Annotated in this window: 17 protein-coding genes; 13 read left to right on the top strand and 4 right to left on the bottom strand. The window is 70.8% G+C overall.

Features of this window, described 5'->3' with window-relative positions:
* Nucleotides 1–4: 4 nt before the first annotated feature.
* Nucleotides 5–1,132, top strand: coding sequence for an LLM class flavin-dependent oxidoreductase (locus ACWD4J_RS29075; RefSeq protein WP_451398412.1), 1,128 nt, complete (start codon nucleotides 5–7; stop codon nucleotides 1,130–1,132).
* Nucleotides 1,133–1,282: 150 nt separating this feature from the next.
* Here the strand turns inward: ACWD4J_RS29075 and ACWD4J_RS29070 are convergent, their stop codons facing one another.
* The 4 genes from ACWD4J_RS29070 to ACWD4J_RS29055 all read right to left on the bottom strand — a co-directional run bounded on the left by ACWD4J_RS29070 (nucleotide 1,283) and on the right by ACWD4J_RS29055 (nucleotide 5,634).
* Nucleotides 1,283–2,104, bottom strand: coding sequence for a DUF1684 domain-containing protein (locus ACWD4J_RS29070; protein ID WP_451398411.1), 822 nt, complete (start codon nucleotides 2,102–2,104; stop codon nucleotides 1,283–1,285).
* A 121-nt stretch (nucleotides 2,105–2,225) separates the two neighbouring features.
* Entirely contained in the window at nucleotides 2,226–3,266 is a 1,041-nt protein-coding gene (locus ACWD4J_RS29065) for an aldo/keto reductase (protein ID WP_451398410.1), read from the bottom strand.
* 61 nt (nucleotides 3,267–3,327) lie between these two features.
* Complete coding sequence (locus tag ACWD4J_RS29060; RefSeq protein ID WP_451398409.1) at nucleotides 3,328–4,398, bottom strand: LLM class flavin-dependent oxidoreductase; 1,071 nt, start codon at nucleotides 4,396–4,398, stop codon at nucleotides 3,328–3,330.
* 450 nt (nucleotides 4,399–4,848) lie between these two features.
* Nucleotides 4,849–5,634 (bottom strand): IclR family transcriptional regulator, encoded by a 786-nt coding sequence (locus ACWD4J_RS29055; protein ID WP_451398408.1) that lies wholly within the window; start codon nucleotides 5,632–5,634, stop codon nucleotides 4,849–4,851.
* Nucleotides 5,635–6,145: 511 nt separating this feature from the next.
* Between ACWD4J_RS29055 and ACWD4J_RS29050 the strand changes: the two genes are divergently transcribed.
* The 12 genes from ACWD4J_RS29050 (at nucleotide 6,146) to ACWD4J_RS28995 (ending at nucleotide 18,614) form a co-directional block, all read left to right on the top strand.
* Nucleotides 6,146–7,228, top strand: coding sequence for an ABC transporter substrate-binding protein (locus ACWD4J_RS29050; protein WP_451398407.1), 1,083 nt, complete (start codon nucleotides 6,146–6,148; stop codon nucleotides 7,226–7,228).
* Between the two features lie 9 nt (nucleotides 7,229–7,237).
* Nucleotides 7,238–8,245, top strand: a complete 1,008-nt coding sequence (locus ACWD4J_RS29045) for an NrtA/SsuA/CpmA family ABC transporter substrate-binding protein (protein ID WP_451398406.1) — start codon at nucleotides 7,238–7,240, stop codon at nucleotides 8,243–8,245.
* A gap of 11 nt (nucleotides 8,246–8,256) precedes the next feature.
* Nucleotides 8,257–9,114, top strand: a complete 858-nt coding sequence (locus ACWD4J_RS29040) for an ABC transporter permease (RefSeq protein ID WP_451398457.1) — start codon at nucleotides 8,257–8,259, stop codon at nucleotides 9,112–9,114.
* On the top strand, nucleotides 9,111–9,866 hold the full coding sequence (locus tag ACWD4J_RS29035; RefSeq protein ID WP_451398405.1) for an ABC transporter ATP-binding protein: 756 nt from the start codon (nucleotides 9,111–9,113) through the stop codon (nucleotides 9,864–9,866). The genes ACWD4J_RS29040 and ACWD4J_RS29035 overlap by 4 nt, the downstream gene beginning before the upstream one ends.
* On the top strand, nucleotides 9,867–10,730 hold the full coding sequence (locus tag ACWD4J_RS29030; RefSeq protein ID WP_451398404.1) for an ABC transporter substrate-binding protein: 864 nt from the start codon (nucleotides 9,867–9,869) through the stop codon (nucleotides 10,728–10,730).
* Between the two features lie 11 nt (nucleotides 10,731–10,741).
* On the top strand, nucleotides 10,742–11,815 hold the full coding sequence (locus ACWD4J_RS29025) for an LLM class flavin-dependent oxidoreductase (protein ID WP_451398403.1): 1,074 nt from the start codon (nucleotides 10,742–10,744) through the stop codon (nucleotides 11,813–11,815).
* Nucleotides 11,816–11,909: 94 nt separating this feature from the next.
* A complete protein-coding gene (locus ACWD4J_RS29020; protein WP_451398402.1) occupies nucleotides 11,910–12,872 on the top strand; it encodes an Lrp/AsnC family transcriptional regulator in 963 nt (320 codons plus the stop codon).
* Between the two features lie 114 nt (nucleotides 12,873–12,986).
* Nucleotides 12,987–13,076, top strand: coding sequence for a putative leader peptide (locus ACWD4J_RS29015; protein WP_451398401.1), 90 nt, complete (start codon nucleotides 12,987–12,989; stop codon nucleotides 13,074–13,076).
* Between the two features lie 219 nt (nucleotides 13,077–13,295).
* Nucleotides 13,296–14,771: an APC family permease gene (locus ACWD4J_RS29010; RefSeq protein WP_451398400.1), complete on the top strand. Its 1,476-nt coding sequence runs from the start codon at nucleotides 13,296–13,298 to the stop codon at nucleotides 14,769–14,771.
* A complete protein-coding gene (locus ACWD4J_RS29005; RefSeq protein ID WP_451398399.1) occupies nucleotides 14,768–16,057 on the top strand; it encodes a glutamine synthetase family protein in 1,290 nt (429 codons plus the stop codon). Before ACWD4J_RS29010 ends, ACWD4J_RS29005 begins: the two co-directional genes overlap by 4 nt.
* Nucleotides 16,054–17,355, top strand: coding sequence for a hypothetical protein (locus ACWD4J_RS29000; RefSeq protein ID WP_451398398.1), 1,302 nt, complete (start codon nucleotides 16,054–16,056; stop codon nucleotides 17,353–17,355). Before ACWD4J_RS29005 ends, ACWD4J_RS29000 begins: the two co-directional genes overlap by 4 nt.
* Nucleotides 17,352–18,614: a cytochrome P450 gene (locus ACWD4J_RS28995; protein ID WP_451398397.1), complete on the top strand. Its 1,263-nt coding sequence runs from the start codon at nucleotides 17,352–17,354 to the stop codon at nucleotides 18,612–18,614. Before ACWD4J_RS29000 ends, ACWD4J_RS28995 begins: the two co-directional genes overlap by 4 nt.
* Nucleotides 18,615–18,635 lie beyond the last annotated feature (21 nt).

Here is an 18,635-nt window from a genome sequence, read left to right as displayed (position 1 = left end):
GACCATGTCCAGCATCCCCCTCGGGGTCCTCGATCTCGTCCCGATCTCGTCCGGTTCCACCGCCGCCGACGCGCTGCGCAACTCCATCGATCTGGCCCAGCAGACCGAGCGGTTCGGGTACGCCCGCTACTGGTTCGCCGAACACCACCTCAACCCGGGCGTGGCCGGCACCTCGCCCGCCGTCGTCCTGGCCCTGACCGCCTCCGCGACCTCGACGATCCGGCTCGGCTCAGGAGCTGTACAGCTCGGCCACCGCACCGCTCTGTCCACCGTCGAGGAGTTCGGCCTCATCGACGCCCTGCACCCCGGGCGCCTCGACCTGGGCCTCGGCCGCTCCGGCGGCCGCCCGCCCGGCCATTCCGCCGCCCCGCAGCCGACGGCGATACCGGTCGTCGACGGCCGCGCCCCCAACGGCTTGCGGATCCCCCCGAAGTTCTCCTTCGAGCACCTGCTCGGCTCACCCCGGCTCGCCCTCCAGCGCACGCTGCTCCACCTGCCGGGTGCCGAGTCGCAGGAGTACGGAGAGCAGATCGACGACATCCTGGCGCTGCTGGCGGGCACCTATCGGTCGCCCGACGGCATCGAGGCGCACGCCGTGCCGGGTGAGGGTGCCGACGTACAGGTGTGGATCCTGGGCAGCAGTGGTGGTGAGAGCGCGCAGGTCGCGGGCCGGGGCGGACTGCGGTTCGCGGCGAACTACCACGTCAGCCCCGCGACCGTACTGGAGGCAGCGGAGGGCTACCGCGCCGCGTTCCAGCCGTCCGACGTCCTCGACAAGCCGTACGTCAGCGTCTCCGCCGACGTCGTCGTCGCCGAGGACGACGAGACCGCCCGGGAACTGGCCGCCGGCTACGGCCCCTGGGTGCGCAGCATCCGCACCGCCGAAGGCGCCATCGAGTTCCCCACGCCGGAAGAGGCCCGCGCCCACGCCTGGACCGACGCGGACCGGGCCCTCGTCCAGGACCGCATCGACACCCAGTTCGTCGGGTCTCCCGGGCGCGTAGCCGACCACCTGGAGCGCCTCCAGGAAGCCACGGGCGCCGACGAGTTGCTCATCACCACCATCACGCACGACCACGCCGACCGGGTGCGGTCCTACGAGCTGCTGGCCGAGGAGTGGCGAAGGAGATGAGCCGAGGTCGGCGTCACCCCTTCCAGTCGAGCTGACGCCCCGGAGTGCCGACCGCCGTCTCACAGCGAAAGAGAGCCGACCGCCCCGGTCCGGCGCCAGACATGGCCGCCGGACCGGGGCGCGGTCGCTCGCCTGCAGGACCTGCCGGCGTCAGCCCTGTCCGCCGCGCTCCAGGGGGATCTTCTCGCCCGCCTCGACCGCGACCGGCAGCCGGTTCTCGGCCGGCGGCAGCGGGCAGGTCGCCAGGTCCGTGTAGGCGCAGGGCAGGTTCGAGGCGCGGTTGAAGTCGAGGGTCACCCTGCCCTCGCCGTCGGGAGGCGCGATCCCCACGGAGCGGTTCGCGGCGTACGTGGTCACGCCGGAGGTCTTGTCCGTGAACAGCACCATGAGGCTCCCGGGCTGCCGGCCGTTGAACGCGGTGAGCCGGTGCGTCGCTCCGTCCAGTTCGAACTCGACCTGTCCGGGCGAGTCGTAGACGTGCTCGAGGCCCTCGACGGCCGCACCGACGGTCACCGCACGGGGCTCGTCGAACGGCAGGAACCGGCCGGGGACCACCCAACGGGCGTCGGGGGCGTAGGCCGGGGTGTGGGTGAAGCCGGTGCGCAGCGCGTTCTCGGGATGGCGGGGGCGCAGGATGTCGTGCCCGCCGCGCTTGGCGACCTCGATCACCGCGTCGCCTGCGCCGACATACACGCTGACCCGCTCGCCGATGACCCCGAAGTCGTACCGCCCGCGGACCGCCGTGCCCTCGACGGTCAGCTCCTCGCCCTCGGCCAGCTCGACCACCACCCCGGAGGCGGTGCTCGACCAGGCCCCGGGGGCGTCCTCGAAGCGCGCCGGCTCGTCGCTCAGCCAGCGCAGGCTCGTGATCGCGAGAAACCCGTGCGGGCCGGAGAGCACCTCCTCGTGTTCACGGTGCCACTGCTCCCATTCCTGGACGAAACTCACCTGGTCGACGTCTTGTACGGTCATGTCTACTCCGTCGTGTGGCGCTTGCGTGGCATGTGCGTAGCTTGGTTGCCGCATTTCCGTTCCGTACTTCCACTTCGTGCAACTCGCCGAGCCTTGAAGGTCATCCCTCATCCCGGCTTTCTCAGCGCAGCGAGCGGCGGCGCGTGGAGGGTTCGGTGAGCGACGGGGGCTGGTAGCCCTCGTCGGCGGGGCTGATCGTGGTGCCGGGCGGCACGATCTCGTCGATCCGGTCCAGCACGTCCTGCGGGAGACGGACGTCGACGGCGCCGAGCTGGCTCGCCAGGTGTTCCTGGGTGCGCGGGCCGATGATCACCGTCGATACGGCCGGGTGCTCGAGAACGAACGCCAGCGACAGGTGGATCAGCGACAGGCCTGCTTCGTCGGCCAGCTCCGCTAGCTGCTCCGCAGCCTCGCGCTTGCGCTTGTTGGCCGCCAACTCCGGATCGTGCCGGTGCGGCTGGCGCTTCAGGCGGCTCGATTCGGCGTGCGTCGGGTCTCCCTTGAGGTAGCGGCCGGACAGCCAGCCGCCCGCCAGCGGGCTCCAGGGCAGCACGCCGAGTCCGTACTGCTCGGCGATGGGCAGCACCGCACGCTCGGCCGCCCTGGCCAGGATGGAGTACGGGGGCTGCTCGGTGACGGGCCGCCGCAGGCGCAGGCGCTCGGCGATCCACTGGCCCTCGACGATCTGGTGGGGCTCGAAGGTGGTGGTGCCGATGTAGCGGATCTTGCCCTGCTGGACGAGGTCGTGGAGCGCGCCCAGAGTCTCCTCGAAGTCCGTGGAGGGGTCGGGCCGGTGCACCTGGTAGAGATCGATGTGGTCGGTGCTCAGGCGGCGCAGGCTGTTCTCGACGGCCTTGAAGATCCAGCGGCGCGAATTGCCCTGGTGGCCCGGATTGTCGCCGACCTGCCCGTGAAACTTGGTCGCGAGGATCACGTCGTCGCGGCGGCCCCCCGCCAGGGCCTTTCCGACGATCTCCTCGTTCTCGCCCCGGGAGTAGACGTCGGCGGTGTCGATGACGTTGATGCCCGAGTCGAGGGCCTGGTGGATGATCTTGATGGCGTCGTCGTGGTCCGGGTTGGCCCAGGCGCCGAAGTTCATCGCGCCCAGCGTCAAGGGGCTGACCTTCACTCCGGTACGGCCAAGGATGCGATACGTCGTCATGTGCGGTGCATTCCTTTGCTGTTGCTGTTGCTGTCGGGGCTGTGGAAACAAGGGGTCAGACTCACCGCGAGCGCAGTTTGGGAAGCAGCTGGTCGCCGATGCGGCTGATCTCCTGCTTGTAGGGGGTGTCGGAGAGTACGAAGTGGGTGATGCCGAGCTTGCGGTAGTTCTTCAGCGCCGTGGCTACGTCGTCGGCGGAGCCGACAAGCCAGGTCGTCGCCGCTCCACCGCCGCCGAACTTGCCAGGCGTGGTGTAGAGGCAGGTATCGAGCACCTCGCCGCGCTCGGCGAGATCGAAGAGCCGCTGCTGCCCGACCGCCGTCCTGCGGTTCCCCGTCCAGGTGGCCTTGCCCGGGCCGGACGCCATCTTCTCGACCTTCTCCTCGGCAGCGCGCCACGCCTCCTCGGTGGTGTCGCGCACCAGTGTCGTGATCCGCAGCCCGAACTCGAGCGGCTTGTGCCTGCGGCCCACCTGCTCGCTCAACCGCTTGAGCCGGTCGATGCGTTCGGCGACTCCGTCGAGCGGCTCACCCCAGAAGAGCTGGACATCGGCCTCGGCCGCGGACACCCGTTCGGCGGCCTCGGACGCGCCGCCGAAATAGAGCGTCGGATGTGCTCGCTCGTCGCTGACATAAGGGCGTGGCGCGACCGTGGAACCGGTGACCTGGAAGTGCTCGCCGTTGAAGGTGACACTCTCTTCGGTCCACAGGCGCCGGACGAGATGCAGGAACTCCTGCGTGCGGGCGTACCGCTGTGCGGAGTCGACGTTGCTGTCGCCGTACGCGGCCGGATTGTCCAGTCCGCTGACGATGTTGACGAGGACACGACCACGACTGAGCTGATCGAGCGTCGCCGCTGCGCTGGCGAAGTTGGCCGGCTGCCAGTAGCCGGGACGGATCGCGATCAAGGGCTTGAACGTCGTGGTCCGAGTCGCCAGCGCCGTGGCGACGGTGAAGGTGTCCGGGCGTCCCCATCCGGTGCCGAGCAGGGCGCCGCCCCAGCCGTGGTCTTCTGCCGTACGGGCGAGGTCGGTCGAGTACTCGATGGACCCCCAGCCGGATGTCGTGTCGTCGCCGCGATGGCCCGGTTCGACGGTGTTGGGGATGTACCAGAGGAATTCCAGGCTCATCATGCTTCCGATCGCTGCACAGGCCGGTACCGGCGCGACGCCGGAGGAGGCCCTTATGAGGAATTGGGGGAGTTGGGGGCACGGAAACGCACGCCGACAGGCGTGCCGACGTGCCTCAGCTGTGCGCAGGCCGGTTTCCGTACGACTGATGTGTCAGCGGGCCGACAGATCGACCTTGATTTCGAGAAGCGCGACCGCCGTGTTGGATCGCGTCCAGGCGTCCAGGCGTCCAGGCGTGTGGGCGCCTAGGCGGCGGCGCGGCGCGGAGTGGACGGCAGAATCAACACTGTGCGCTCGACACGCGGAGGAGGTCGACACAGCGCTCGCTGGTAAGGAGCAGGACCTCAGGCATGTGGTCGAGTCTCTGTGTGATCGATCGGAATGTCAACGAGACCCTGTCGGCCTCTGCTTGGCGTCGGCAGATGGAGGGCAAGGCCGACCAAGTCCACTACGTCAAGCCGTGGCCGGGGGCCTGCGTTCGGACGGGGGCAGCAGGAGGATCTCCAGGGCGCGGGCGCACATGCGGGCCTGGGTCAGGAACCAGGACATGCGGTCATGAGTGATCACGTCCGGGGTGGCGCGCACCGCCAGCGCGAAACGCGCGGACTCCGTGTGGTCGAGCACGGGTACGGCCAAGGTGCGCACCCCGTACGCCGACTCGCCGTCGTTGAGTGCGTACTCCTCGACGCGCACCCGCTCCAATTCGGCGGCGAGAGCAGCAGGTTCGACGATGGTGCGGTCCGTGAAGGCGGGCAGCGGCGGCAGCGACTCGGGGCCGCCCTCGCCCGGCCGGGGCCAGGCGAGCAGCACCTTGCCGAGTGCGGTGGAGTGCAGCGGCCTGCGCAGTCCCACCTTCGGTGTGACGGAACCACCCGCCACGATCACCGCGTGCGGACCACTGCGCAGCGCCAGGTCGGCGGTGGCACTGGTGCGTTGGGCCAGGTCGGCCAGTTCGGGCGCGGCCAGGTGCAGGCCGCGCTGGTGGTACGAGAGCCGTCCCAGCTCGGTGACAGCGGGCCCCAGCCGGTAGCGGGCGGTCCGCGCGTCCTGTTCCAGAAAGCCGGCACCGAGCAGGGTGCGGGCCAGCCGGTGCGCCGTCGACGTGGAGAGGTCCAGTCGTCGCGCGAGCTCCGAAGCACTGAGGTCCGGAGCGTTGTCGTGGAAGCAGTGCAGGACGTCCAGGGCGCGCTGCACCGCCTGCGCGCCGGAGGGCGAACGTGCTGCCGAGGTCTGGCTCATCCTTGGATTCTCCCGTTGCCCATCGGCCTCGAACGGGCTCATGATTCCCACATTACGGCACCCGGTCAGCGATTGAATCGCGCTTTGAAACACTCCGTTCACGCCGGTTCCCACATCGTGGGAAGCTGCTTGCTCGGGTCCCTGAAGCCGTGTCAGGCTGCGTTCGTCGCCGTCGGCCGCCCGGTCTGACGGATGTCCTGACGGCCGGAGGAGAGCAGCGCGATGACCACCGCCGCTTCCGTTCCGCCCGCGCCCGCGCCGTGCAGCCTCACGGCGCGCCGCCACATCGACCTGGGGCGCGTCTTCAGCGCCGCCTGTCTCTGATCCCTCCGGCTGCTCAGGACGTCCTGGCCGCCCGTCACCGGCCCGGACCGCCACCGTCGGCCATCTCGTCCGCCCGAAGCTGATCCGGCCCACTGCCGGCCGATGCGCCGCTCGGCGACGCGATGCCGCGCAGTTCGCCCCCCTGCGGCCGCACCTCATCTTTTCCCTCCCACCCCGGGAAGACCCCATGACGCATGCCCCTGTGCCCGACACCCTCTGGTACACCCGCTGTCCCGTGCCCACGGCCACCGGAATCGCCGCCGACCGGCGCTGGCTCGCCGCCGAGTTCGCGCCGGACGGCATCGCCGTACGCTCCCTGCAGGACGCCGCACCCGACGTCGACGCCGCGATACGCCGGACCCACTACACCCACTCCCTGCCCGGGCTCTTCCGCGAGGGAGGCAACGTGCCCGCGCTGTGGGCCCGTTCACGGGGCGAGCAGACGCGGCTGATCGGACTCACCTGGATCGAGGAACGCCAGACGATCCTCGTGGCTCCAGGATCCGGCGTCCGCGGCGCCGCCGCACTGCGCGGGCTGCGCCTGGCGGTGCCGAAGCACACCGTCCCCATCGACTTCTGGCGGGCCATGGCGCTGCGCGGCTTCCAGGGCGCGCTCGCATCCGCCGGACACACCCTGGACGACGCCGCGCTCGTCGACGTACCGGCCGACGGCCATCGCGGGCAGTGGGCCGCCGAGCTGGACGCCCTCGTGCGCGGCGATGTCGACGCCGTGTACGTCAAGGGCGCCCTGGCCGTCGAGGCGGCACAGCGCGCAGGTGCCGACGTCGCCGTCGAGCTCGACGAACTGCCCGACCGAAGGCACCGCGTGAACAACGGCACACCGCGCCCCATCACCGTCCACCAGAGCCTGCTCGACGACCACCCGGACCTCGTCGACCGCTTCCTCGCCGTGCTGCTGCGCGCCGCCGACTGGGCCGCGGACCATCCGGAGGAGGTCGCGCGGATTCTCGGCGCCGAGACGGGAGCGGGCAGCGAGGGCGTCCTGGGCGCGTACCGGTCGGGCACCCATCGCACCCTCCACCCCGACCTGTCGGAGGAACGCCTCACCCTGCTCGCCGAGCAGGAGTCAGCCCTTCGCGCACACGGCTTCCTTCCGGAGCCCGTCGACATACAGGCCTGGGCGGATCCCGAGCCACTGCGCCGCGCCCGCCTCCGCCTCGGCGCTGCGGACAGCGCACCTTCCCCGGCCGCACAGGGCGAAGCCGCCGCCCCGCACCTCCTCCCGACCTCACCCCGCACGCACCCTTAAGGACCCGCCATGCGTATCCCCAGACTCGTCCCCGCCGTACTGGCATCCGTCGCCGCGATCGCGTCCCTCACCGGCTGCGGGACCTCGGAGGCCGACGCAGGCACTCAGTCCGGTGGTGGCACCCAGGTCACCGTCCGCATCCCGGACCCCGGCAACGCCGGTGTGCTCGCCCTCGGAAAGAAGGACGGGTCGCTGGCCAAGGCGCTCGCCAAGGTGCACGCCAAGGTCGCCTGGACCGGCAGCGCAGGCCCCTTCGCGCCCGCCGCTCAGGCCCTGAACGCCAACCAGCTGGACATCGCCACCGGCTCCATCACCTCCGGCATCACGTCCCTGTCTCAGGCGCCCGGATTCAAGTTCTTCGCGGCCACCGAGCCCGACCCCGTCGGGGAGGGCATCCTCGCCAAGGAAGGCTCAGGAATCGACTCTGTGAAGGACCTGATCGGCAAGAAGGTCGCCGTGAACCAGGGCGGCACCGGCGAGTACCTGCTGCTCAAGGCCCTGGCCAAGGAAGGCGTTCCGGTCGGCAAGGTGAAGCGCGTCTACTTGCGGCCCGACCAGACCGCGGCCGTCTTCAACGCGGGCAAGGTCGATGCCTGGGCGGTCTGGGCGACGTACTCCGTGGCCGAACTCGGCACCGGAAAGGCACGCTTCATCGCCGACGGGCAGGCCATCGGCTCCGACAACTACAGCCTCACCGCCGTGCGCACCGGCTTCGCGGAGAAGCACCCCGAGGTCGTCAAGGCCCTCTACGAGTACCTGCACGACGGCAGCGTGCAGGAGAAGAAGAACCCGGCGGCGTACCTGAACGTCAACACCGACGCCGGACCGCAGGCGCTGAACGGCGAGGCCAAGCGCATCCAGGTCGAGTTCACCGGCAAGGGCGGCACCATCGAAGCCATCACGGACGCCGACATCAAGCGGTTCAAGGACGTGGCACGCTTCTACGCCGAACAGAAGGTGACTCCGACCGAGGTCGACATCGCCGCCCACCTCATCGACATCGAGAAGCTGTCGTGACGGCGACACACATGGAGCTGGTCCAGGAGGAACCGGCCGACGAGAAGTCCGCCCACGAGGGGCTGGTCGTCCCGCGCGCATCGGTGCGGCGGCCCCGCTCGCGGACGTACTCGCTGACCGTACGAGCCCTGGGACCGCTGGTGCTGCTGGCCCTGTGGTGGATCGCCTCCGCCACAGGCATGCTGACCCCCGACGTGCTCGCCTCGCCCACCGACGTCGTACGCGCCGTCGGTGAACTGTGGGGCAACGGCCAGTTGCCCGACGCGCTCTCCACGTCGCTCACCCGCTCCGGCATCGGACTGCTCATCGGGCTCGTCGGGGGCCTGACTCTCGGCGTCACCACGGGCTTCACGCGCCTGGGCGACGAACTTCTCGACTCGTCGCTGCAGACCCTGCGCACCATCCCGTTCCTCTCCCTCGTACCGCTGTTCATGGTGTGGTTCGGCATCAACGAGGTCGCGAAGATCCTGCTGATCGCCGTGGCCACCACCTTCCCGATGTACGTCTCCACCGCCGGCGGCGTCCGCAACACCGACCGCAAGCTGGTCGAGGCCATGCGCAGCTTCGGAATGAGCAGGCTCGCGATCGTGCGGGAGGTCGTTCTGCCCGGCGCGCTGCCGTCGCTGCTCGCAGGGCTCAGGCTCTCCATGACGCTCAGTGTGATCGCGCTGATCGCCGCCGAGGAGATCAACGCCACCGCCGGCATCGGCTATCTCATGGCGCAGGCGCAGAGCTACGCCCGCACCGACATCCTCGCGGTCTGCATCCTCGTGTACGGGCTGCTCGGCCTGCTGGCCGACGGGATCGTGCGACTCCTGGAACGGCTGCTGATGCCCTGGCGTGCGGCAGTGCAGGGAGAGGCCCGATGAGTACCGCCGTACGCGTCAGGGGCCTGCGCCGGGTGTTCGGCGAGCGCGCCGTCCTCGACAGCCTCGACCTCACGATCGCGCGAGGGGAGTTCGTGGCGCTGCTCGGGGCGAGCGGCAGCGGCAAGACGACACTGCTGCGGATCCTCGGCGCACTGGACGGTGCCGACGCGGGAGAGGTCCTGGTCCCCGAGGCGCGCACCATCGTCTTCCAGGAGCCCCGCCTCGTCCCCTCCAAGCGCGTCCTGGCCAACGTGACCGTCGCACTGCCGCGCAGCGAGGCTGCGCGCGGACAGCGCGCGCTCGCCGAGGTCGGCCTGGAACGGCACGCACGCGCATGGCCCGCCACCTTGTCGGGCGGTGAGGCGCAGCGAGTCGCACTCGCCCGCGCCCTCGTCCGCGAACCCGAACTCCTGCTCCTCGACGAGCCGTTCGCCGCACTGGACGCCCTGACGCGACTGAAGATGCAGGACCTCGTGGGTGAGCTGTGCCGGACGCACCGTCCTGCCGTGCTGCTGGTCACGCACGACGTCGACGAGGCCGTACGCCTCGCCGACCGTGTCTGCGTCCTCCGCGACGGCCGGCTCGTCACCGACGAGCCCGTCGCCGTGGCCCGGCCCCGTGACCCGGGAGACCCCGCTTTCGCCGCCCTGCGCAGGCGGCTCCTGAACGACCTCGGCGTGCACATTGCCGCTGCCACGTCCCCCGACGCACCCGACACCGCCCTCAGCCCCATCCAGACCGGAGTGATCTGAATGACCATCACCATCGGCGTACACGACAGCAACCCGTCCCTGTACTACCTCTCCCGCCTCGACTACGCCGCCGAGGAACTCGCCGCCGTCGGCGAGACCGCGGCGTTCCACCCGTACACCAACGGCGTGCGCACCGGACCTTTCCTCACCGAGGGAGTGATCGACTTCGGCGGCACCGGATCGACCCCGCCCATCACGGCACAGGCGGCGGGGCACGACATCGTGTACACCGCCGTCTCGGCACCGCGTCCCGACCACGGCGCACTCCTGGTCACCGAGGACAGCCATGTCCGCAGCGTCGCCGACCTGAAGGGCGGCACCATCCACCTGGCGATCGGCTCCTGGCAGACCCACCTGATCGCCAAGGCGCTCGACGACGCCGGACTGTCGTACGCGAACGACGTCACCGCCGAACGCAGCAGTGACGACAGCGAGAAGCTGCTGCGCTCCGGAGAGATCGCCGCCTGGGTCGCACAGGGCGCGCAGCTCGCCGCCGCGCGACGCACGGGAGGCGTCCGCGTCCTGATCCCCACCGGCGAGGTCATCACCGACCGCTCGGTGTTCTTCACCCGCAGGGAACTGGCCGAGCAGCGGCCCGAGGTCGTCGAGGCGCTGACCCGGGCGCTGCGACGGGCCGACGACTGGGCGGCGGCTCATCCGCGCGAGGCCGCCCAGATTGCCGCCGAGCACCAGGGCGGCACCGCCGGCGACTGGGAGACGGCACTGCGCGCACTGCCGTGGCGCATCGAGGAGGTCAGCGACGCGTTCCTCGCCGAGCAGCAGGAGGCCGCGGACATCTTCGTGCGTACCGGCTTCATCGAGCGACCCGTCAGGGTCGCGAACGCCGTCGCCCGGACGGCGTGAGGGAACAGGACATGGCCTCGGAAGTCCTCTGGTACATCATTCCGCGCGAAGGCGCCTACCCCTGGGAGCCGGCCGGGCGCCGGCCTGTCGACCTCGGCTACCTCCAGCAACTCGCGGGCACCGTCGAACGCCTCGGCTTCACGGGCGCGTTGCTCGCCACCGACCTGTACGACGTGTGGCCGCTCGGCAGCGCCCTCGCGGCCACCACCAGCACCCGCTTCAAACCGCTGCTCGCCGTCCACCCCGGCCTGATCTCGCCGACCCTCCTAGCCAAGATGGCGCTCAGCTTCGACACCCTCTTCGGGGGGCGGCTGCGCTTCAACGTCGTCAACGGTTCGACGAAGACCCTGCGCGAGTACGGCCTCCAGGTCGAGCACGACGAGCGCTACGAACTCAGTGCCGAGTACTGGTCCATCGTGAAGCGGCTGACCGCCGGAGAGGTCTTCGACCACAAAGGCCGCTTCTACGACCTCAAGGACGCCGGAGCCTCCTTCCGCGAGCTGAAGCCGGTGCAGGCCCCGCACATCCCTCTGTGGTTCGGCGGCTCCTCGGAGCCCGGCATCGAGATGGCCGCCCAGCACGTCGACGTCTATCTGACCTGGGGAGAACCGCCGCACCTGCTCAAGGAGAAGCTGGACCGGGTGCGCGAGCGCGCGGCCGCGTACGGACGGACACTGCGCATCGGGCTGCGGCTGCACCTGATCGTCCGCGACACCGAGGACGAGGCGTGGGCCGCCGCCGACCGGCTCCTGGACGTCACCAGCGAAGCCACCTACGCGCGCCAGCTCGGCGGCAGGGCGGGGGAGGACGGGGTCGGCTGGCAGCGGCAGTTCCGCCAGCACGGCGGCAAGGTCCCGGCCCGGGCCCGGGAGCTGGAGGTCCATCCGAACCTGTGGCCGGGCATGAGCCTGTTCCGGCCGGGGCCCGGCACCGCCGTCGTCGGCTCGGCGTCCCAGGTCGTCGAGCGTCTGAAGGAGTTCGAGGACCTGGGCGTAGACACGTTCATCCTGTCGGCGAACCCGCTCCTGGAGGAGGCGTACCGAGTGGCGGAGACGGTGCTGCCCGCACTCGGTGTCCGGCCCTGACACGGGCCGTCCCCGCTCGCGGTCCCCTGCCATGGGCCGTGGCCCCGCCGGCCCACGTGCCCGACCACCGTGTACGCATATAGGTTCCTGAGCCATGCCCATGCTTGACGACCTCGACCTGAGGATCATCGCCGCGCTGCAGATCAACGGGCGCGCCTCCTGGCGCGCCATCGCCCAGGCTCTGCAACTGGGTGAGCGGACGGTGGCCCGTCGGGGGGCGAGGCTGCTGGAAAGCGGCACGGTGCGCGTCACGGGGCTGGAGAACTTCGCCGAAACGGTGGTCATCCGGGTGCACTGCGCACCCGGTCTCGCTCCGCAGACGGCGGCCGCGCTCGCCGAGCGTGACGATGTCGTGTTCAGCTGTACGGTCACCGGAACCGCAGATGTGGTCGCCGAACTTCAGTGCCCCGCAACGCGCCTGGAGGAGCTGGCCTTCTCGGAGCTGCCGACGCTGCCGGGGTTCGCCGGGCAGGAGATGGCCCCGGTCCTGCACTACTACCGGACCGCGCGGGAGTGGCGCCCCGGTCTGCTGACCGAAGCGGAGGCGGCGGCCCTGGATCCGGGGCCCGCCCCGGTGCAGGGTCCCACCCCCGCCCCGCTCCCCGGGGAGCAGGCCAAGGACGAGGTGGCGATGCTGCGGGCACTGGCCGCGAACGGGCGGCTCACCCATGAGGAACTGGCCGCCGTGGCCGGGGTGTCCAAGGCCACGGCGGGTCGGCGGGTGGAGGCCCTCATCGCACAGGCCCGTGTGGCGATCCGGGCCGTGGTGGAGCCGGCGGCACTGGGGCTGCCGGTGGAGTCGCTGGTCTGGGTCCGTACTCGTCCGGGGGCACTGGAGGACACGGCCGAGGCCCTGCTCCGGGATCCGGCGGTGCGCTATGCGGCCGTCCTGATGGGTGAGTTCCAGTTGCTGGTGAACACCGCGCATGACTCGCGTGCCGCGCTCCACCACTTCCTGTCCGACGGGTCCTGGACGGGTAGCGCCGAGGCGGTGCGCTCCAGCCTGGTGATGCGGTCGTTCCGGCGCGGCGGCCTTCCGGCGGCGGTGACGGATTAGCTCACCGGAATCGTTGTTGGCGACCACTTGGATCGCGAGAACGTCTCGTATGACGAGAAGAATCGCCAATGGCGGTCGAATAGTTGACCGCGCCCTTCGTGCTTCCTACGATGCATGGTCGTGGAGACCAATTCCGTGCTGACGGTGCGTCGCGAGGTCGATCTGTGCCGCGTCGCGAGTGCCTGCTGTCGTAGCACGCACTGATCTGCCGCCGTACCGGCGGATCCCTTCTGCTGCCGCGCATGTGAACTGTTCACCCGTCCCGGCCGAGCGATGAGCGCTAGGCCGGTGTGACGCGCGGTATCTGTCTTCCCTTCACGCCTGTTCCGCTCTCGCATCTCCTTGCCGCCGACGCCGTTCGGCCTGCCCGCGTGCGCGGACATCTGTCCGAAAGGCACCGCTATGCCCATATCATTGCGGGGAGTGGCTCACGACTCCCCGGCTCCGCCGCCCGGACCCGGACTGGCCCGCGGCGCCCTGTCCGCCCTGGAGGCGTTCGGGCAGTCGCTCGCCGCCACCGGTCCGAGCATCGCGATCGGCGGCACCATCCCCGTCATCTGCCTGACGGCCGGCGGCGGCGCCTTCTGGTCGGTCGTGGTGGGCACCGTGATCGCGCTGCTTGTGGCGCTGGTCGTCGCCCAGTTCGCCCGGCGTGCCGTCGGAGCGGGGTCCCTCTACAGCTACGTGTCGCTCGGGCTCGGGCGCGGCGCGGCCTTCGCGACCGGCTGGGGCATCGTCGTCGGGTATGTGGGCATCGCCGCCGCCTGCCTGGTCGGAGCGGCCGTCTATGCGGGCGCGCTGCTTGACTCGGCGGGTGTACCCGCGGCTGGACGCGGCGTTCAGCTGGTGCTGCTGGTCCTGGTGACCGTGGCTGCCTCGGTCCTGCCGGTGCGGGGCGTGCGGCTGTCCGCGCGGGTCGGGATCGTCCTGGAGATCGTCTCCCTGGTGATCATCCTGGCCGCCCTCGTCGCGACCGTCGTCCACTTCGGATTCCGCTTCGACACCGGCCAGTTCGACCCCGCCAACGTGGACGTGAACAACGTCATGCTCGGCGCGGTGCTCGCCGTCGCCGTCTTCGTCGGGTTCGAGTCGGCCGGATCGCTCGGAGCCGAGACCCGCGACCCGTACCGTTCGATCCCGCGCGCCATCCTCGCCACCGTGGCCGGCGCCGGCATCCTGTACCTGATCAGCGTGCACGTTCAGGTGATCGGCTTCAGCCACAGCGCCGAACTCGCCGCATCCGCAGCACCGTTGAACGAACTCACCGACGCCGCCGGAGTCGGCTGGCTCTCGCCCGTACTCAACCTCGGCGTCCTTGTCTCGGCCATCGCCTGCGCATCCGCCAGCGTGAACGCCGCCGCCCGGAGTCTCTACAGCCTCAGCCGCGAGGGCGTACTGCCGGCCTTCCTGGGCCGGGTACACCCCCGCCACAGGACTCCACACATCGCGCTGTACCTGCTGGGCGCGGCCTCCGGCATCCTGCCGCTGCTACTGATCGTGTCCGGCGGCGCGGAACTCGACGTCTACGCCTGGACCGCCGCCTTCGGCACCTTCGGCTATCTGCTGGCCTACCTGCTGACCGCGCTGGCCCTGCCCCGGTTCCTGCGCCGGCGCGGCGAGTCGTCCGCGGGCCCGCTGGTGGCGAGCGCGCTGGCGATCCTGGCCATCGCCTACGTCATCTACAAGAACCTTGTGCCGATGCCCGAATGGCCGGTGAACCTGCTGCCCTACGTGTTCGCCGCCGCCGTCCTCGGCGGGCTCGCCTGGTACGCGGTGCTGCGCCACCGCGATCCGCAACGCGCCCAGGGCCTGGGCCGTCTCATCGAAGCCCCCGAATCCCCCGAAGCCGGCGCATCCCGTACCGCCACCGAGCCCGAGCCCGCCGGAGAGATCGCATGAGCGCCGACGAATTGGCCACCGCTCTGGACAGTGGCGCCGTGACGGAGCTGGAGGTCGCCTGGTCCGACCCGTACGGCAGGGTGCAGGGCAAACGCGTCCCCGCAGCGCGCTATGCCGGGCCGGCCGCCGGCCGCGGCTTCACGTTCTGCACCGGCTCCCTCGCCTGGGACACCACCGGAGAGGTCCAGGAGACATCCCCGCTCGGCGATCCGGCGAGCGGATACCCGGACGCGTACGCCCTGCCAGATCCCGCCACTTACCGGCCGCTGCCCTGGCGACCCGGCACCGGCCAGGTCATCGCGGACGTGTACGACCATGAGGGGGAGCTGCTCGGCAGCACGCCCCGCGCGGCACTGCGCCGGGTCCTGGACCGTCTCGCCCGGCTCGGCTACACCGCGCGGACCGCGCTCGAGCTGGAGTGCTACCTGCTGCGCGCCGACGGGACGCCGCTCCAGGACGGGCTGCACGCCTACTCCCTGGAACTGGCGAACGAACTCGACCCGCTGCTCGGCCGGTTCACCCGAGACCTGACGTCGTACGTACCGATCGAAGGCGTACTGACCGAGTACGGCCCTGGGCAGATCGAGATCAACCTCGCCCACCAGGAGGCGCTGACCGCCGCCGACGACGCGTTCCGGCTCAGGTATGCGGTGAAGGAACTGGCCCGCCGCGAAGGGCTCCTGGCCACCTTCATGGCCAAGCCCTTCAACGGCCACTCCGGCAGCTCAGCCCACATCCACCTCTCGCTCTGGCGCGACGGCGTCCCGGCCTTCGCCCCCGAGCACGGCACCGAGAGCAAGATCGCCCGGGCGGCGATCGGCGGACTCGTCCGGCACCTGCCCGCCCTGGTGCTGTTCGGCGCGCCGACCGTGAACGCGTACAAGCGCTTCGAGCCCGGCGCGTTCGCCCCCGTGCGCGCCGACTGGGGCGGCGACGACCGCAGCGTGGCCGTCCGCTCCCTCCTCGACACGCCCGAGGCGAGCCGGATCGAGCTGCGCACTCCCGCCTCCGACGCCAACCCCTATCTCGCCCTGGCCGCCGCCCTCGCCGCGGTGGTCGCCGGCATCGAGGACGCCGAGGAGCCCCCGGACCGCGACGAGCCCGCCGCCCCGCTGCCCAGAACGCTTGCCGACGCCTGCGCCGCCACCCGCGCGGACACCCGGCTCGCCGCCGTCCTCGGCGAGCAACTCGTCCAGGACACCGCCGCGCTCGCCGCGGCCGAATGGCACGCCTACACCACCCAGGTCACCCCCTGGGAGACCGACCGCTACCTGAGGACCGCATGAACCACCCCCTGCACGAAGCCGCCGAATTCCCCGCCCTCAAGGCGGTGTTCGGGCGCCGCGCCCGCCGCTTCCCGCTCGGCGGCACCCTCACCGGGCCGCTGGCCTACGAGTCGTCGCACGCACCGGTGCCACTCAGCGCCGAAGAGGAAGCCGTCCTGGTTGCCGCCGCGAGCGGGGTGACCGGCATCGTCCGCGAGGAATGGTCCTTTCTGGACGAGGAGGGCCGCACCACCGGCGGCGACAAGCTCGCCACCTTCACCGGGCGCACCTACCCCAGCCCGCTGGCCAACCACTCCACCGAGGTGTTCTGGACCAACGACGAGGGCACCTTCGTCCTGCCGCAGCGCGACAGCCGCCCGGACGCCTACATCCAGAACCAGACCGCAGAGGAACAGCAGGCGTACGTGGGCAAGGCGGTCCAGCTCACCGAGGGCCGCCTGGACATCCCGCGGCGCCGCCCCAACCTGTTCGCCTTCAACCGGCAGAACATCAACCTCCCCGGCACCACACTCTTCATCCCCATCGCCGACCTGACCCGCCAGTGCATCTCGGCGCTGCTGCTGTACTTCGACCGCCCGCACGGCTACTACCTCGTCGACGAGCGGCTCGGCGGCGACCCGCTGCGGCCGTTCGTGAAGTCCGGGCTGCTGGACGACACCCACCCCGTGGACCTGGCCGACTTCGAGCGCTGGCAGATGGTCGACGCCAACGGCGTGGAGTCCGGTCTTGTCGTCGCCAACCTGATGACCGCCACCCAGGCCCTGGGCCTCGGCGGGCACCCGTTCAACGGCGGCAAGGGCCGCGTCACCATGGGCGGCGAGCGCCAGTGGCACGCGATCGGCGGCGAGGGGCCGGCCGGCGGGCTCGGCTTCCGCTTCCACCGGGTGCCGGACGACGCACCCATCGGGGCGGGCGAGGAGATCCCGGTCGGCCTGGACGGGGTCTTCGAGGGCGCGGTGCCCCCGTACCACGACACCATCGAGGACGCCGTGGACTTCGTCGTCGATCTGCGCTGGGGCCCCACCGGCACGTTCACCGGCGGCGTCACCACCCCGTGGAAGGACCCGTCCCTGGTCACCCGCATCCCGCGCCCCTCCGAGGAGGCCATCGCGGCCGTCAAGACGTGGGTGCGCTACGTCTGGGACGCCTACGGCCGCTTCCCGGCGACCATCGACCCGTTCCTCACCACCGTCTGGTACCAGGCACACCACCTGGACCTCGACTTCTACGACCGCTACTACCCGGGCGAGGCCGTGCCCGCGCACATCCGCACCCACCTGGAACGGTGGCACGGATGAGCTCCGCGACGACCCGACTCGCTCCCGGCACCGTCGATCTCATCGACAACGCCCGCTACGGCCGTGCGGTCCCCTACGCCGACTTCGACCTGCTGCGCCGCGAGGACCCCGTCCACTGGCACCCCGAGCCGGACGGGCCCGGCTTCTGGGCCGTCACCCGCTACGAGGACGTCGTCGCCGTGTCCCGGGACACCGCCACCTACTCCTCGGAAACCGGCGCGACCGCCCTGGAGGACCTGGAGCCGGACGCACTCGAGGCCCGCAAGTCCATGCTCGACATGGACCCGCCCCGCCACACCAAGCTGCGCAAGCTGCTGGTCGGCGACTTCACCCGGCGTCAGTCGCTGCGGCACGAGGAGGACATCCGGTCGATCGTCCGGCCGCTGCTGGACGTGGCGCTCGCCCGCGGGCGGTTCGACGTCGTCGAGCACCTGGCGACCGCCGTGCCCATCCGGGTGCTGTGCCGGATGCTGGGAGTGCCGCCCGAGGACGAGCCGCTGATGGTCTCCCTCAGCGACCGCATGATCGCCAACACCGATCCCGACCTCGGCGACGTGGCGCCGGACAGTCCGGAGAGCGAGCGCTACCGGCTGCTGCCCTTCCGCAGCCCCGCGTCCCTGGAGATGCACGCCTACGCGTCCCGACTTCGCGCGGACCGCACCGCCTGCCCGGCCGGCGACATCGTCTCGACGCTCGCGGCGGGTGAGGTCGAGGGGAGCCCACTGAGCGAGGCCGAGTTCCAGGCCATGTTCCTGCTGCTCCTGGTCGCCGGCAACGAGACCACCCGCTCCGCCCTCGCGCTCGGCATCCGGGCGTTCCTGGACCACCCCGACCAGTGGGAACTGCTGCGGGCCGGGGCCGACCTGGACCTCGCCGTCGAGGAGGTGCTGCGGTGGACGACGCCGCTGCACCACTTCCGGCGCACCGCGACCTGCGACACCGAGCTGCGCGGCCGCCGCATCAGCGCCGGCGACAAGGTCGTGGTCTGGTACACCTCCGCCAACCGCGACGAGGACGTCTTCACCGACCCGTACCGCTTCGACGTCGCCCGTGATCCCAACCCGCAGATCGCGTTCGGACGCGGCGGCCCGCACCGCTGCCTCGGGGAGCATCTGGCCCGTGTCGAGATCCGTGTCGTCCTGGAGGAACTGCTCGCCCGCGATCTGACGCTACGTCAGGACGGCCCGGCTCGACGCGTCCGGTCCAACTTCACCAACGGGCTCAAGTCCCTTCCCGTACGCGTGGAGACGGGCGGATGAGCGGGGAGTGCGAGGTGTCCG

The sequence above is a fragment of the Streptomyces sp. NPDC002577 genome (assembly GCF_053594815.1).
Note: the sequence above shows the minus strand (reverse complement) of the source record. Positions and strands in the feature narration are given on the sequence as shown.

Bases quoted from the DNA above. Each gene is read 5' to 3' on its own strand.
- ACWD4J_RS29075 (WP_451398412.1), top strand. From the start codon at position 5: ATGTCCAGCATCCCCCTCGGGGTCCTCGATCTCGTCCCGATCTCGTCC.
- ACWD4J_RS29070 (WP_451398411.1), bottom strand. From the start codon at position 2,104: ATGACCGTACAAGACGTCGACCAGGTGAGTTTCGTCCAGGAATGGGAG.
- ACWD4J_RS29065 (WP_451398410.1), bottom strand. From the start codon at position 3,266: ATGACGACGTATCGCATCCTTGGCCGTACCGGAGTGAAGGTCAGCCCC.
- ACWD4J_RS29060 (WP_451398409.1), bottom strand. From the start codon at position 4,398: ATGATGAGCCTGGAATTCCTCTGGTACATCCCCAACACCGTCGAACCG.
- ACWD4J_RS29055 (WP_451398408.1), bottom strand. From the start codon at position 5,634: ATGAGCCAGACCTCGGCAGCACGTTCGCCCTCCGGCGCGCAGGCGGTG.
- ACWD4J_RS29050 (WP_451398407.1), top strand. From the start codon at position 6,146: ATGACGCATGCCCCTGTGCCCGACACCCTCTGGTACACCCGCTGTCCC.
- ACWD4J_RS29045 (WP_451398406.1), top strand. From the start codon at position 7,238: ATGCGTATCCCCAGACTCGTCCCCGCCGTACTGGCATCCGTCGCCGCG.
- ACWD4J_RS29040 (WP_451398457.1), top strand. From the start codon at position 8,257: ATGGAGCTGGTCCAGGAGGAACCGGCCGACGAGAAGTCCGCCCACGAG.
- ACWD4J_RS29035 (WP_451398405.1), top strand. From the start codon at position 9,111: ATGAGTACCGCCGTACGCGTCAGGGGCCTGCGCCGGGTGTTCGGCGAG.
- ACWD4J_RS29030 (WP_451398404.1), top strand. From the start codon at position 9,867: ATGACCATCACCATCGGCGTACACGACAGCAACCCGTCCCTGTACTAC.
- ACWD4J_RS29025 (WP_451398403.1), top strand. From the start codon at position 10,742: ATGGCCTCGGAAGTCCTCTGGTACATCATTCCGCGCGAAGGCGCCTAC.
- ACWD4J_RS29020 (WP_451398402.1), top strand. From the start codon at position 11,910: ATGCCCATGCTTGACGACCTCGACCTGAGGATCATCGCCGCGCTGCAG.
- ACWD4J_RS29015 (WP_451398401.1), top strand. From the start codon at position 12,987: ATGGTCGTGGAGACCAATTCCGTGCTGACGGTGCGTCGCGAGGTCGAT.
- ACWD4J_RS29005 (WP_451398399.1), top strand. From the start codon at position 14,768: ATGAGCGCCGACGAATTGGCCACCGCTCTGGACAGTGGCGCCGTGACG.
- ACWD4J_RS29000 (WP_451398398.1), top strand. From the start codon at position 16,054: ATGAACCACCCCCTGCACGAAGCCGCCGAATTCCCCGCCCTCAAGGCG.
- ACWD4J_RS28995 (WP_451398397.1), top strand. From the start codon at position 17,352: ATGAGCTCCGCGACGACCCGACTCGCTCCCGGCACCGTCGATCTCATC.